13 protein-coding genes are annotated in these 13,701 nt (G+C 74.7%); 11 read left to right on the forward strand and 2 right to left on the reverse strand.

Features of this window, described 5'->3' with window-relative positions:
- Positions 1–59: 59 nt before the first annotated feature.
- The 6 genes from ACSHWO_RS16640 (at position 60) to ACSHWO_RS16665 (ending at position 3,239) form a co-directional block, all read left to right on the forward strand.
- The gene (locus ACSHWO_RS16640) at positions 60–275 is read left to right on the forward strand and encodes a CbtB domain-containing protein (protein WP_361097342.1); all 216 of its coding nucleotides are present in this window, start codon (positions 60–62) and stop codon (positions 273–275) included.
- Positions 276–312: 37 nt separating this feature from the next.
- Positions 313–1,065: a CbtA family protein gene (locus tag ACSHWO_RS16645; protein ID WP_438312768.1), complete on the forward strand. Its 753-nt coding sequence runs from the start codon at positions 313–315 to the stop codon at positions 1,063–1,065.
- A 20-nt stretch (positions 1,066–1,085) separates the two neighbouring features.
- Positions 1,086–1,451 carry a hypothetical protein gene (locus tag ACSHWO_RS16650; RefSeq protein WP_438312771.1) on the forward strand — a complete coding sequence of 122 codons (366 nt, stop codon included), beginning with the start codon at positions 1,086–1,088 and terminating at the stop codon, positions 1,449–1,451.
- Between the two features lie 332 nt (positions 1,452–1,783).
- Complete coding sequence (locus tag ACSHWO_RS16655; RefSeq protein WP_438312774.1) at positions 1,784–2,467, forward strand: hypothetical protein; 684 nt, start codon at positions 1,784–1,786, stop codon at positions 2,465–2,467.
- Between the two features lie 112 nt (positions 2,468–2,579).
- Positions 2,580–2,954 (forward strand): hypothetical protein, encoded by a 375-nt coding sequence (locus ACSHWO_RS16660; protein WP_438312777.1) that lies wholly within the window; start codon positions 2,580–2,582, stop codon positions 2,952–2,954.
- Positions 2,955–3,011: 57 nt separating this feature from the next.
- Positions 3,012–3,239 carry a hypothetical protein gene (locus tag ACSHWO_RS16665; RefSeq protein ID WP_438312780.1) on the forward strand — a complete coding sequence of 76 codons (228 nt, stop codon included), beginning with the start codon at positions 3,012–3,014 and terminating at the stop codon, positions 3,237–3,239.
- Between the two features lie 103 nt (positions 3,240–3,342).
- On the opposite strand, the gene ACSHWO_RS16670 is transcribed toward ACSHWO_RS16665, so the two are convergent.
- On the reverse strand, positions 3,343–3,747 hold the full coding sequence (locus ACSHWO_RS16670) for a hypothetical protein (protein WP_361097359.1): 405 nt from the start codon (positions 3,745–3,747) through the stop codon (positions 3,343–3,345).
- Between the two features lie 347 nt (positions 3,748–4,094).
- Between ACSHWO_RS16670 and ACSHWO_RS16675 the strand changes: the two genes are divergently transcribed.
- The 4 genes from ACSHWO_RS16675 (at position 4,095) to ACSHWO_RS16690 (ending at position 9,107) form a co-directional block, all read left to right on the forward strand.
- A complete protein-coding gene (locus tag ACSHWO_RS16675; RefSeq protein WP_438312783.1) occupies positions 4,095–4,922 on the forward strand; it encodes a hypothetical protein in 828 nt (275 codons plus the stop codon).
- Positions 4,923–5,016: 94 nt separating this feature from the next.
- The gene (locus tag ACSHWO_RS16680; RefSeq protein WP_438312786.1) at positions 5,017–7,020 is read left to right on the forward strand and encodes an FUSC family protein; all 2,004 of its coding nucleotides are present in this window, start codon (positions 5,017–5,019) and stop codon (positions 7,018–7,020) included.
- Between the two features lie 91 nt (positions 7,021–7,111).
- Complete coding sequence (locus ACSHWO_RS16685; RefSeq protein ID WP_438312789.1) at positions 7,112–7,843, forward strand: hypothetical protein; 732 nt, start codon at positions 7,112–7,114, stop codon at positions 7,841–7,843.
- A 19-nt stretch (positions 7,844–7,862) separates the two neighbouring features.
- Positions 7,863–9,107: a sensor histidine kinase gene (locus ACSHWO_RS16690; RefSeq protein WP_438312792.1), complete on the forward strand. Its 1,245-nt coding sequence runs from the start codon at positions 7,863–7,865 to the stop codon at positions 9,105–9,107.
- Positions 9,108–9,218: 111 nt separating this feature from the next.
- Here the strand turns inward: ACSHWO_RS16690 and ACSHWO_RS16695 are convergent, their stop codons facing one another.
- Entirely contained in the window at positions 9,219–11,294 is a 2,076-nt protein-coding gene (locus ACSHWO_RS16695; protein ID WP_438312795.1) for a PhoX family protein, read from the reverse strand.
- Positions 11,295–12,076: 782 nt separating this feature from the next.
- Between ACSHWO_RS16695 and ACSHWO_RS16700 the strand changes: the two genes are divergently transcribed.
- The gene (locus tag ACSHWO_RS16700; protein ID WP_438312797.1) at positions 12,077–13,627 is read left to right on the forward strand and encodes a VWA domain-containing protein; all 1,551 of its coding nucleotides are present in this window, start codon (positions 12,077–12,079) and stop codon (positions 13,625–13,627) included.
- The last annotated feature ends 74 nt before the right edge of the window (positions 13,628–13,701 follow it).

The following is a 13,701-nucleotide window of genomic DNA, read 5'->3' on the forward strand; positions in this document are numbered from 1 at the left end:
CCGCACCGTCGTCGCGAGCACCACTGACCGGGACGCGTGTTCCCTCTGGAGGTACTGACATGGCCGACTCCGCCGTGCCCACGACGGCTCCTGCCGCCATCGCACCGATTTCCCTCTCCGCGCTCGCTCCCTGGGCCCTCTTCGCGGGCGTCCTGATGCTGGCCCTGTTCTACCTCGTCGGCGTCGAGCAGGGCGCCACCGCCCTGTTCGAGGGCGAGACCATCCACGAGTGGATGCACGACGGCCGCCACCTGCTCGGCTTCCCCTGCCACTGATCACCTGGTCGCCCGGCTCACTGATCAAGGGAAGCCCATGAACCCCGTCTCCCCCCGCGCCCTGCTGGTGCGCGGCATGCTGGCCGGCCTGCTCGCGGGCGTGGCCGCCTTCCTCGTCGCCTACCTCATCGGCGAGTCCCGCGTCGACGCGGCCATCGCCCTGGAGGAGGCGGCCGCAGGCGGCCACGACCACGCCGAGGACGCCCCGGTCAGCCGCGCCCTGCAGGCCACGGCCGGCCTCGGCACCGGCACCCTCCTGTACGGCATCGCACTGGGCGGCATCGCGGCCCTCGTGTTCTGCTACGCCCTGGGCCGCATCGGCCGGTTCGGCCCGAAGCCCACGGCGGCGCTGGTCGCCGGCGGGCTGTTCGTCACCGTCGTCCTGGTCCCCTTCCTCAAGTACCCCTCCAACCCGCCGGCCGTCGGCGACCCCGACACCGCCGCACGCAGGACCGTGCTGTTCCTGCTGATGATCGCGCTGAGCGTGCTGCTCGGCGCGGGGGCGCTGATCCTGGGCCGCCGCCTGGCTCCCGGGCTCGGCAACTGGAACGCCTCGGTCATCGCGGCGGTCGCGTTCGTCGCGGCGGTCGCGGTCTCGTACGCCTTCCTCCCCGCCGTCGACGAGGTCCCGGCGGACTTCCCGGGCACGCTGCTGTGGCAGTTCCGCCTCGCGACACTGGCCATCCAGGCCGTGACGTGGACGACTTTCGGCCTGGCCTTCGGTTTTCTTGCCGAACGGGCACTTGTCCCCGCCGCCACCCCCAAGGAGGCTGTTGCGCCGGCGAGTTGATGACGAGGGGCCGGTGATCCATGCAGGCACGAACGCAGGCGCACGCGCGGACGCCGGCACGGACCGGGACACGGGTCCCGGTGCGGACCGGGGTACTGACCGGGGCGCGCGCGCAGCAACCGGCGCGGCCGCAGTCGCAGCCCCGGTCGGCGATCCGCCGGTGGCGGGGCTGGACGGGAGCGGTCCCGTTCTGGCTCAACTGCGCCGCCCTGCTGCTGGCCCCCTTCACCACCGTCACCCTGCTCGCCCAGGTCGCCGTCATCGCGGCCCTGGCCGCCCTCGGCGGCCTGGTCCGGCATCTCTGGTACGGCGACCACGGCCATCCGGCCGTCCACCTCGCCGCCGCCCTCATGGGGGCGGCGGCGGTGGCGTTCGTGGTGTCCTGACGCCCGCCCGGCCGACGCGGACGGGCCGGCGGGGCCGGGGCCGCACGGCCCCCGTGGAGCTGCGGCGGACGGCCGAGGCCATGGCGGGCGACCCGCGCGGGTCCTCCTTCCGCCACGTCCGCTAGCCCGTTCGGGCGTACGTGCCCCGGCATGCGGGAACGTCCCGTACACCCGCCGCCAACTGGGACAACGCCCGCGGGCGGGGCCCGTCCCGGCGGCGACGGGGCGTCAATCCCCGGCGCTGTCACGGGTGCCCGGGGGCCGGGAGAGAGTCCACTGCTCTCAGGAGAACCGGCCGCCGGAGCCGGTGCATCGGACCGGAAGGACAATCCATGCCCCGCGGCAAGTGGGTGGTCGGCGTGCTGACAGCGGTTCTGCTGGGCACCGGGATAGGGCTGCTGCGCAGCACCGAGGGGGCGCGGCCGGTGGCGGCCGGCTCCGCCGACGCGCTGCCCTCGCGGGCGCTGGGCCTGTCCGGGCACCGGCGGCTCGTCGAACAGCTGGACCAGGCCCACCGGCCGCACACCTCGGACAAGGGGTCCCGGCCCGCCCGGGCCCTCGCCATCACTCCGCTGCGCCCGGCGCGTCCGCTGCGGCTCCAGATCCCCAGCCTGGGGGTGGACCTGCGGCTGGCCCGGGGCGGACCCGGGCTCGACGAGGGCCCGCCGGACCCATCGGAGACCGGGGTCGGGACCGGGGTCGGGGTGCCGGTGCGGGCGGTGTCGGGAGCGGCCGCGGGAGCGGAGGCCTTCTGGGACACCGGCAGTGCGGCGCCCGGCTCGGCCGGGACGGCCGTGGTCACCGCACCCGACGTCCGCCTCGCCGAGCTGCGGCGGGGTCTGACCGTCGAGATCCCGCGCGCCGATCGCCGTACCGCCGTGTTCACCGTCGACCTGGTCTCGCCCGCCGGGGTCACCGGGCGGGGGCAGCGACCGGGGCGGGCCCAACTGCGGCTGGTCAGTGGTGAGACCACCGTGCTGGCCCGGCTCACCGGCCAGCGGCGCACCCCCCGCTGAACCCTGCCCCGGCCGGGCGGCGTGACGCCGAGGGGGGTCACTTCGTCACCCGGTCGGGCGCTTCTGCGGCCGGGGCGGGGAGGTCCCCGGCGCGGCGGGGCAGACCCCTGCCATGACCGGGACGCGGCAGGCACGATCGGCGGTGGCCAGGGCCCTTGCGGCGGCCTGTGTCGCACTGCTGTGCCTGTTCGCGTCCGGTCCTGCCGCCGTACCGGCGGCCGGCGGGGCGCATGCGGTCCGGCAGCTCCCCTCCGGCACACCGGCCGACCCGGGTACCCCGACCGAACGGGAGTCGGATCCGGCGTCGGATTCCGAAGTGCGGGTCGCCGTACGGCCGTCCGCGCGCGGGCTGCCCAGCGCGCGGGAGCTGCCGCGACCGGTGTTCCACGTGAAACCGCCCACCGGGCCGGTGCACGCCGCCCGGGACGGGGCGGCCGAACCGGCGCTGTCCGTAGGGACGGTGCGGAGTGTGGTGCTGCGCTGCTGAGCGGGCCGAGTAGCAGCGCGCGACCCCCCACATCCCGAACACCGTGAGGTTTCCGGCATGCCCATCGACCCGTACGCCGCCCTGAACGCCATGATCCGCGCCGAGGTCACCCGCTCCACACCGCCGCCGAGGACGAAGCCGAAGCCGGCGGCGGCCCCCTCGCCCGAGCCCGAGGAGACCGCAGCCGCCTCCGAGGCCGGGGCGGCCCCGGAGACCGCGGCGCACGAGACCGCGGTCCTGTACCGGAGCGGGACCTCCGTTCCGGCCCCGGCCTCCGAGGACTGACGTCCGCGGGAGCCGGCGGAGCACGACCCGCAGCCCGGCACCACGACACGACGCCGGTCCCCGCACCCCACCAGGGGGTGCGGGGACCGGCGTCCCTGGCCCGTCAGGTCTCGTGCGTGTAGTAGCGGTAGAAGGCGACCACTCCGACGCCGACGCCCGTGATGAAGCCGACCCAGCTGGAGCGCAGGATGGAATCGCCCGTGAGGCTGTACAGGTAGCCCACGGCGATACCACCGAACGCCCCGTACGACGCCGCCCGCACCTCCCGCATCATGCGGGGGCCGACCCGGGCGAGGGTGAACATGATCGCGGCGAAGATCACGCCGCAGAGGATCCCGTAGAAGACGTTGCCCGCGTCGACCGGGCCCATCTGCCGCTTCATGAAGGCCGCGTAGACGCCGTAGATCAACCCGAGCACCAGCGCCCGGATCAGTGCGCCCCTGTCCATGTGCTGCGCCTGCGCCGTCGGCCGGGGCCGCCGGTGGGCGACGGGTGCCGCATGTGCCATGACGGGCTCCTCTCTCCCCCATCCAGGGCACACCCGGCACCCGGGCCCGGCAAGTGGATCAGCTGCCGGCGGGGCGCACGGCCACGCCCATGGTGTGCGCGACGGCGCACTCCGGGCCGTCGCCGGTCGGCGGGGCCGCCGCCCGGGCCCTGGTTGCGGATCCCGGCGCACCGGAAGGCCTCCGCGGCCCCCTCGACGGCGACGACCACGTCCGAGCGGGAAGGGCCGGGAAGACGCCACCGCGCCGGTACCGGCACACCGGCTGTGGCACACCGGCTCCGGCGTGGCGCCACCCGCCCGCACCACCCCCGCTCGCGCCCGCCGCGGCCGCGGATTTCCCTGGTGACGTGCGCACCTTCCTGTCGGCGGTACTCATCGCGGTCATGACGCTGCTCGTGCCCGCGAGCGCCGTCGCGTACTGGGCCGACCGCGAACTGGGCGACGCCGACCGCTACACCGCCGCCATGTCCCCGCTGGCCACGAACCCGGCCGTCCAGCAGGTCGTCGTCACCCAGGTGGCCCGCGCCCTGTCCGGGCAGATCGACGCCGGCCCCTTCCAGGGCGGGGTCGAGACGCTGCTCGGTGAGGCCCTGCGTTCCTTCAGCAGCACCGCCGCGTACCGCAACGCCTGGGACGCGGCCAACCGGGCCGCGCACGTCGCTTTCCTCCAGGCCCTCACCACGGGTGACGGCAACGCCGTCACCCTCGACCTCGCACCGGTCGTCGAGCAGGTGCGGGCGGAACTCGTCGCCGAGGAGGTGCCGTTCGCCGACCGCATCCCGGTGACCCACGTGTCGGTGACGGTCATGGAGTACGACAACCTCGGCGCACTCCGGAAGGGCTTCCGCATGTTGCAGATCGCCGGTGTCTGGCTTCCCGTGCTGACCCTGTTGCTGGCCCTGACGGCCATCGCCGTCGCGGTGAACCGCCGCCGTGCCGTGGCGGCCACCGGCCTGGGGCTGGCCTTCGGGGCGGTCCTGCTCGGGATCGCGGTGTCCGTGTGCCGTCGGCTCACCCTCGACGACCTGCCGGCCGACGTCGACCGGGCGGCGGCCGGCGCCGTCTACGACGCGCTCACCGCGTTCCTGCGCACCACCGCCTGGGTGGTGCTGGCGGTCGGACTGGTCGTCGCACTCATCGCCTGGGTGACCGGTCGCGGCCGCCGGACCCCATAAGCTCGGAAGGTACCAAGCGCGCAGAACGGCGTAGAGAACACGCAAGCGCACAGAAGAACCGAAAACCGACGAGCGAGTGGCGGCACGGAAGCGAATGGGCACCGAACGCACCGAAGACATACCGTCCGGGCGCGCCCGGCCGCACCCGCTGGCCCCGCCCGCCTGGCTGCTCTCGGGCCTGCGGCCCGAGACCGTCCCCGTCCCGTGGGCCGCCGTCGCCCGCGCGGGCATCGCCCTGTCCGTGCCGCTCGCGGTCGGCTTCGCCGTGGACGAACCGGAGTACGGGGCACTCGTCTCGATGGGCGCCCTGTCGGGGGTCATCGGCGACACCGCCGACGCCTACCGGATGCGCATCCTGAACATCGCCGTACCGCAGTTGTTCGGCGCGCTGGGCGTCGCGCTCGGCACCCTCGTCTTCGGGCGGGGCTGGCTGGCCGTCGGCGTCCTCACCCTGATCGCCCTGGTCTCCGGGATGATCTCCTCGATCGGTACCGTCGCCTCCGTCTCCGGACTGCTGCTCCTGCTCAACGCGGTGGTCGGGGCCGGCCTGCCGCTGCCGCAGCCCTGGTGGACGGCCCCGCTGCTGTTGAGCGCCGGCGGCCTGTTCGTACTGGCCCTGACCCTGCTGGGCTGGCCGTTGCGCGGGCGGCAGCCCGAGCGGACCGCCGTCGCCGCCACCTACCTGGCGCTCGCCGACGCCTTGGAGGCCGCTGGCGGCCCCGACTACGACGCCCGCCGCCGGCAGGTCACCCAGACCCTCAACCAGGCCTACGACCTGGTCCTGGGTCGGCGCGCCCGGGTCCACGGGCGGAGCCCCTCGCTGGTCCGGCTCCTGGCCCAGCTGAACGTGGTGATCCCGCTCGTCGAGGCGGCGCCCGCCCTGCACCTGCGCGGCCGCCCGCTACCCCCCGCCGTCCCGGCGGCCGTACGGGACCTGGGCCGAGCCGTGCAGGAGGGCCGTACCGAGGCACCCGTACTGGACCTGCCCGCCCCGCGCACCCCCGCCGAACGGGCCCTGGACGCGGCCCTGCGGCACGCGGCGACCGTCGTGCACCTGCCCGGGCCGACCCTGCGCAGCGTCGACGACGACCGGCTGGGGCGGCCTGCGGCCCTGCCCGTCCGGGCCCGGCGGGCGGCGCGGGACGTGATGCTGTCGGAGGCGTCCTGGCGGTACGGGCTGCGGCTCGCCCTGTGCATCGGGCTCGCCCAGTCGCTGGTCTCGCTGGTGCCCGTCGAGCGCTCGTACTGGGTGGCCCTGACCGTCACCTTCGTACTCAAGCCCGACTTCGGCTCGGTGTTCTCCCGGGCCGTACTGCGGGCGCTGGGCACGGTGGGCGGGCTCGTCGTCGCGGCCGCCGTGCTCGCCGAGGTGCCGCGCGGCTGGTGGGACGTACCGGTCATGGCGGTCCTCGCCGCGCTGATCCCCGCGTTCTCCGCGAAGGGGTACGCCTTCCAGACCGCCGCCATCACCCCCGTGATCCTGCTGCTGTCGGACCTCCTCAACCACCAGGGCTTCGACCTCATCCGGCCCCGCCTGCTGGACAGCCTGATCGGCTGCACGATCACCCTGGTCTTCGGCTACTGCCTGTGGCCCGAGAGCTGGCGCACGCGGATCGGGGACCGGCTCGCCGACACCGTCGACGACGCAGCCGGCTACGTGGAACGGGCCTTCGGCGGCCCGCCGCCCGAAACGACGGCCGGGCTGCAGGCCGCGCGGACCGTGCGGCTCCAGGCCCGCCGCCGCCTCTACCGCGACCTGTCCTCCGTACGCAGCGAGTTCCAGCGGGCGCTGACCGAGCCGCCGCCGACCGGGGCGCGGGCCGCGGCGTGGTGGCCGCTGGTCGTCGCCGTCGAGCGGATCGTCGACGCGACCACCGCCGCCCGGGTCCGGGTCAACCACGGCGCCCCCGAGCCCCGGTCCGCCGAGGTGACGGCGCTCACCGCCGACCTGCGCGCCCTCGCCGAAGGGGTGCGCACCGCCCGGACCCCCGCCCAGCTGCGGCCCCCCGCCGAGCTGCCCGGCGACGAGGCGTCCGTTCTGGAGCCGGTCCGACAGGAGGTCGCCGCCGCCCGCGGGATCGCCTCGGCCGAGCCCTGAACCGGCCGCCGCCCCGCGCGGCCCGGCGGGCGGGTCCCCCGAACGGGCCTCCCACCCGGCTTCCGCGGCCCGGCCGGGAGAGCATCGGCGCATGAGGTCCCTCCCCCCGGGCCGCCGACACCGTCGCGCCGTGGCCGCCCCGGTCCTCGCCGCCGCCCTCGCGGCCGCGGCCGGGTGCGCCGACGTGGAAGGGCTGCGGGGCGACGGCGACCTGGGGACCGTGCACGCCCCGCAGACCCTGTGGCAGGGCATCCGCCCCTCCCCGCCCGGACCCGGGGAGCAGCCCGGTGCGGCCGCGGTGGTCCCCGGGCTGCCCAAGGTCCCGGGCCGGAGCATGCGCGACGTCAACGCGCTGGCCGTCGTACGGGCCGACATCACGGCCGCCGACCGGCAGGACGCGGGCTCGGGACGCCTCGTCGACCCCCGGGCGTTGCGACGGCTCGCGCTCTGCACACAGGCTGTGGACGGCGGCCCCGACTGCCCGGTGCGCCCGCCCGTGCTGCACGACGTGACGGGCGACGGGCGTGACGAACTGATCACCGCCGTCGACATCGACGGCCGGACCAGCGAACTGCGCGTCTACACCGTCCGGGACGACGGCTCCGTCACCCGGATCCTGTCGCGGCGCGGGGTCCTGGAGGGCGTCGAGGTCGCCGCCGAGCACCTCGCGTTGCGCGAGCCGACCTCGAACCCGCGGAAGGTCTCCATCGCGGACTACGTGTGGAACCCCGGGACGGGAACGATGGACCTGGACGAACTCACCCTCGACGACTGCCCCACCCTCAAGACCGGCTCCACCCCGTGCGCGGCGATCCGGGGCTGAGGGGCGGCGCACCGTGCGGGTGACGAGCAGTCTGCGCTGGAAGATCGCCCTGACCACGACGGCCGTGTGCTGCGCCGTCGCCGCCGTGCTGGGGATCCTCGTGCACAACGTGGTCGCCCGGCAGGTCGTGGGCGAGGTCCGCAAGGACGCCGACCGGGACCTGGAGCACGCCCTGACCGAGTACCAGTACGGCACCTCCCACGGCCACCTGAACGTCTCGCTGGACCCGCCCGACCTGCCGGGACCGCTGCGGGGGCTCGTCGCCCACGGGCGGACCGGCAGCATGGTCGGCGAGCACGCCGGCCAGCCCGTCATGTGGGCCGCCGGGCCCGCGGACGACAAGCCCCTGGCCGTGTGGGTCCCGTACGAGAGCACCCGCAGCCGGCTGCGGGAGCTCGACGCGGCGATCCTCGCCTCCTGCGCGCTCGCCGCCGGGGTGGTGGCGCTGGCCGGCCTGTTCCTCGCCGACCGGATCAGCCGACGGCTGACGACCACCGCCGCCGTCGCCCGCCGGATCAGCGCCGGCGACCTCGACGCCCGCGTCGACATCCCCGACGCCGCGGCCGAGGGGGCGCACCGCGACGAGGTGCGGGACGTGGCGCAGGCGCTCAACACCATGGCCAGGTCGCTACAGGAGCGGTTGGAGGCCGAGAAGCGGTTCACGGCGGACGTCGCGCACGAGCTGCGGACCCCGCTGACCGGCTCGCTCGCCGCGGCCTCGCTGCTGCCGGAGGGCCGCCCCAAGGAGATGATCAACGACCGGCTGGCGGCCCTGCACCGGCTCACGGAGGACCTGCTGGAGATCTCCCGGCTGGACTCGGGCGTCGAGCACGCCGAGCTGTCCCGGGTGGAACTCGGACGGGTCGTGCGGCGGGCGGTCGCCGCGTCCCGGCTGGAGGTGTCGGTGCGAGTGGTCCGCGACATGGAGGTGCTCACCGACCGGCGGCGCCTCGACCGGATCCTGGCCAACCTGCTGGCCAACGCCGACCGGCACGGCGCCCCGCCGATCGAGGTGACCGTCGACGGTCCGGTGGTGACCGTACGGGACCACGGGCCCGGCTATCCGGCGCGGCTGATCGAGCAGGGCCCGCAGCGCTTCCGGACCGGGGATCCGGGCCGCGGGCGGGGCCACGGGCTGGGCCTGACCATTGCGGCCGGACAGGCGGCGGTCCTGGAGATCACCCTTGACTTCGCCAACGCACCGGACGGGGGCGCGGTGACCACGCTCCGACTGCCCGTCGGGCGTCTGGCGGACGGGAGTTGACACACGGGAGCGGGGCGGTGTTTCACGTGAAACACCGCCCCGCTCCGTCATGCCCTACGGGTCACCTCTCCGCGGGACGACAGCCGGGGAGAGGGGGCCCGGACACCGGCGTCAGACGCCGATGTTCTTGCCGTCCTTGCGCCAGACCGACACCACGGCCGGGCGGACGATCTTGCCGGGACCGTCGGGCCACACCGAGGCGGGCTTCTCGACGGACGCGCCGTCGATCTCGCCCGGGTGCTGCACGGAGACCAGGACGCGCTTGTCCTGGACCAGCGGGCCGCAGGTCTCGGCGCCGCGCGGCACGGTCAGGAACTGCTTGAGCTCACCGCGGCGCTCACCGGCGGTGGCGACGCCGAAGAGGCCGTCGTGGGAGCCGAGCTGGTTGCCGTCCGTGGAGATCCACAGGTTGCCGTGCGGATCGAAGGCCACGTTGTCCGGGCAGGAGATCGGGCTGACCTTGTCCTTCGGGAAGCCCGCGAAGTAGGTGGCCGGGTCGTTCGGGTCACCGGCGACCAGGAACAGGCGCCAGGCGAAGGCGTCGCCGGCCGGGTCGTCGAAGCTCTCGGCGAGTTCCAGGATCTGGCCGTGCTTGTTGGCGTTGCGCGGGTTGGCCTCGTCCGCGGCCGGCTGGCCGGCCTTGCCGCGGTTGGTGTTGTTGGTCAGCGCGACGTAGACGCGACCGGTGCGCGGCGAAGGCTCGACGTCCTCGGGGCGGTCCATCTTGGTGGCGCCCACCTTGTCGGCGGCCTGGCGCGTGAAGACGTACACCTCCTCGGCGGTGAAGCCCTCGACGTGCGAGACGTTGCCGGTGGCGAGCGGGATCCACACGCCGGTACCGTCGAACTGGCCGTCCGACGGGTGTGTGCCGCTGCCGTCGATCTGGTCGGCCGGGGAGTCGCCGGTCAGCTTGGCGACGTAGAGGGTGCCCTCGTCGAGCAGGGTGAGGTTGTGCTCCTTGGCGGCGCGGCTGTCGCCCTTCATCATCCGCTTGCTGGAGACGAACTTGTAGAAGTAGTCGAAGCGCTCGTCGTCGCCCATGTAGACGACGGGGCGGCCGTCCTCGGTGAGGCGGGGCTGCGCGGCCTCGTGCTTGAAGCGGCCCAGCGCGGTGCGCTTGCGCGGCACCGAGTTCGGGTCGTACGGGTCGAGCTCGACGACCCAGCCGAAGCGGTTCGACTCGTTGGGCTCCTGGGCCACGTCGAAGCGCTTGTCGAAGCGCTCCCACTTGCGCTCGGAGGCGGCACCGGTGATGCCGTAGCGCTTCAGGCGGGCCGCCTGGACGGGCTCGGTGACGGAGCCGCCGTTGGCGAAGTACTGGTTGAAGTTCTCCTCGCCGTGGAGGGTGGTGCCCCACGGGGTGGTGCCGCCGGCGCAGTTGTTGAGGGTGCCGAGCACCTTGGTGCCGGACGGGTCGGCGGAGGTCTTCAGCAGGGCGCTGCCGGCGGCCGGGCCGGCGATGCGGAACTCGCTGGTCGTGTGCAGGCGACGGTTGAGCTGGTGGCGGTTGACCGCGGTCAGCTTGCCGCTGCGGTGGTCCTCCTGGACGACGACCACGGACAGGCCGTGCGCGGCCCAGGCGATCTCGACCTGCTCCCTGGTCGGGTTCGCCGGGTCGTAGCCCTTGAACATCAGGACTTCGTCGGTGTACTCGTGGTTGGCGACGAGGAGCTGCTGGCGCTCGTAGCCGCTGCCGAGCGGGAGCAGGCTCAGGAAGTCGTTGTTGTAGCCGAACTGACCGGCTTGTGCGGCGGCGGTCTGCTTGTCGGAGTTGAAGCCCGGGGCGCCCTTGACAATCGGGTCGCCCCACTTGATCACCACGTTCTGGGCGTAGCCCTCGGGGATGGTCACCTGGTCGGCGGTGTTCGGCGCGACGGGGGTGAAACGGAGGCCGCGGGCGGCCTGCCCGGCGGTGTCACCGGCGGCCTGCACGTCGGCGGCGGTGGCCCGCGAACCGCTGCCGCCGACGGCGACGGCGGTGCCGGCGGCCGTGGCGACCGTGACGACGGCGGCGGAGCGCAGCATCGAGCGGCGGGACCAGGTACGGGCGATGATGTCGCCGGCGTACTCGTTGTCGCTGGTGTTCGGCACCTCGTGGAAGCAGGCGTCACCACAGCGGTAGCGACAGGTGAGGGCGGAGCGGCCGCCCCCATGCGGGTTGCCTATGAGAGGCAGAAGCTTGCGCACGAGTGTCCTCCGTAACTGCGCGGTTGCCGACGGGAATCGGCCGAATCCAGCGGTGACGCTAAGGGCGGGGTGCGCCGAACCGGCGGCCGAGGGGTGAACGCCCGGTGAACCGGGCGCGTCGGGGCGGGAGTTCAGGGAAGGGGGTGCCGCTCGGAGGGGCGGTTGTGGTGTGGTAGGGCTCTGTGCGGGCCCCACGCGGCAGGCTGTCAGCGGGAGCCCTCGTACGTGGTGGGCGGATCAGCCAAGATCCGTAAGAGAAGGGCCGAAAAGGGCCTGGCGCCACGAGGGGCGCCCCTGCGGACGTTCCAGCCGAGGGGTCGATAACCTTACGTGTCCACTCTGGGCAGGGATCAACCGCGCAGCACGGACAAAAGACGCACGCACTCATGCGAAAGGCCTGGCCCATGGGTATTCGGAGCTTGTTGCGCAAGGTTTTCGGACGGACCGCCGAGCCGGTTCCGGAGACGACTGAGGCCACTACCCCCTCCACCTCATCAGCAGCCGTCCCGAGCCAGTCGGAACGGACTCCGCTGGACGCGGCGGCCGACCTGGTCGCCGCGTCGTTCGACAACCCGACGGTCCCCCCGCAGTCCGCTCCGCGTGACCGCGAGCCGGGCGCGCTCGTGACCAGCCCGGCCTCGGACCTCACGGTCCCCGAGGCCCGCCGCCCCTTGTCCCCCACCCTCCCCGACGCCCCGACCCCGACTGGCGGGACGGCTACCTCTACCGCCACCGCTGACTCAGCGGCTACCGCTGCCTCCGAGGCGCCCGCCGCCGAGGCCGTGACGCCCGCCGCCGAGGCCCCGCAGGAGCTGGTCACGGCCGAGGCCGTCGCCACGGAGCCCGCGCCGGCCGAGGACGAGCCCGCCGCCGCGGAAGCGCAGCCGGAGCCGTCCGATGCGGTCGCGGCCGCCGAGGCCGCGGAGCCCGCTGCCGTGACGGCCGAGGCGGAGCCCACCGCTGAGGCGGAGCCGGCCGAAGCCGAGCCCGAGGCCGCCCTCGGGGAGGCGCAGCCGGAGGCCGAGCCGGCCGCCGTCGAGGCCGCGGTGGAGCCCGCCACCGTCGAGGCGCAGGACGAGCCCGCCGAGGCGCCCGCGCCCCGGGAGGCCGCTGCCGAGCCGCAGCCGGAGCCCGAGGTCGAGCCCGTCGCCGTAGAGGCCGAGGCCGAGGCCACTGCTGCGGCCGAACCGGCCGAAGCCGAGGCCGAGCCCGCCGCCGTCGAGGCACAGCCCGTCGCGGCGCAGGCCGAGCCCGCCGGGGCAGAGCCGGTCGCCGTAGCGGCCGAGCCCGTCGCCGTCGCGGCTGAGGCCGAGGTGGAGCCCGCCACCACCGAGGCGCAGGACGAGCCGGCGCCGCAGGAAGCCGTGGCCGATGCGGCAGCGGCTCCCGCCGGGGTCGAGCCCCAGGCGGAGCCCGAGCCCGAGGTCGAGGCCGTGGCCGCGGAGGCCGAGGCGGAGCCCGTCGCCGAGCAGGACGCGGCCGAGCAGGTCGCCGAGCAGGGCGCGGCAGAGCCGGAGGCCGTGGCTGCGGAGGCAGAGCCCCAGGCGGAGCCCGAGGCCGAGGTCGGACCCGTAGCCGCGCAGGCCGACGCAGAGCCCGAAGCCGAGCCCGAGGCCGAAGCCGAAGCCGAGCCCGGGGCCGTGGCCGCGGAAGGCGGGGGCGAGGCGGTGGACGGGCCCGCGCACAGTGCGGCGGTCGTGCGGAAGCGGGCGCCGGAGGTGGCGGCGGCCTACAAGGCGGCCGGACAGGTGCTCCGCACCAAGGGCAGGGCCGGCGCCCGGGCCAAGGTGTACCTGGTCCTGGACCGGTCCGGGTCCATGCGGCCGTTCTACAAGGACGGCAGCGCCCAGTACCTCGCCGACCACGCCCTCGCCCTCGCCGCGCACCTCGACGACGAGGCGACCGTGCACACCGTGTTCTTCTCCACGGACGTGGACGGCACCGCCGACCTGACCCTCGACACCCACTACGCCTCCTGGGTCGAGGGCCGTCACGCCGAGCTCGGCCGGATGGGCCGCACCAGCTACCACGTCGCCGTGGAGCAGGTCCTGGAGCGCTACCGCAAGGACGGCGACTCGGGCCCGGCCCTCGTCGTCTTCCAGACCGATGGCGCCCCCGACAACCGCCAGCCCGCGAGGCAGGCCCTGGCGGACGCGGCCGCGGCGGCCCCGGAGGTGCACTGGCAGTTCGTCGCGTTCGGCGACCACGACAACAAGGCGTTCGACTTCCTGCGCAAGCTGGACGCCGAGAACGCCGGGTTCTTCCACGCCGGTCCCGCTCCCTGCGAGCTGACCTCGGCGGCCCTGCTCAAGGGGCTCCTGGACCGCTTCTAGGACCGGCTTCCAGCCCACGCCCCACACGCACGCCCCACACGCCGAAGGGCCCGGGATCGGATCCCGGGCCCTTC

Origin of the sequence: Streptomyces pallidus (ex Mingjun et al. 2026) (genome assembly GCF_051550185.1) — a bacterium.
Lineage (GTDB): Bacteria > Actinomycetota > Actinomycetes > Streptomycetales > Streptomycetaceae > Streptomyces.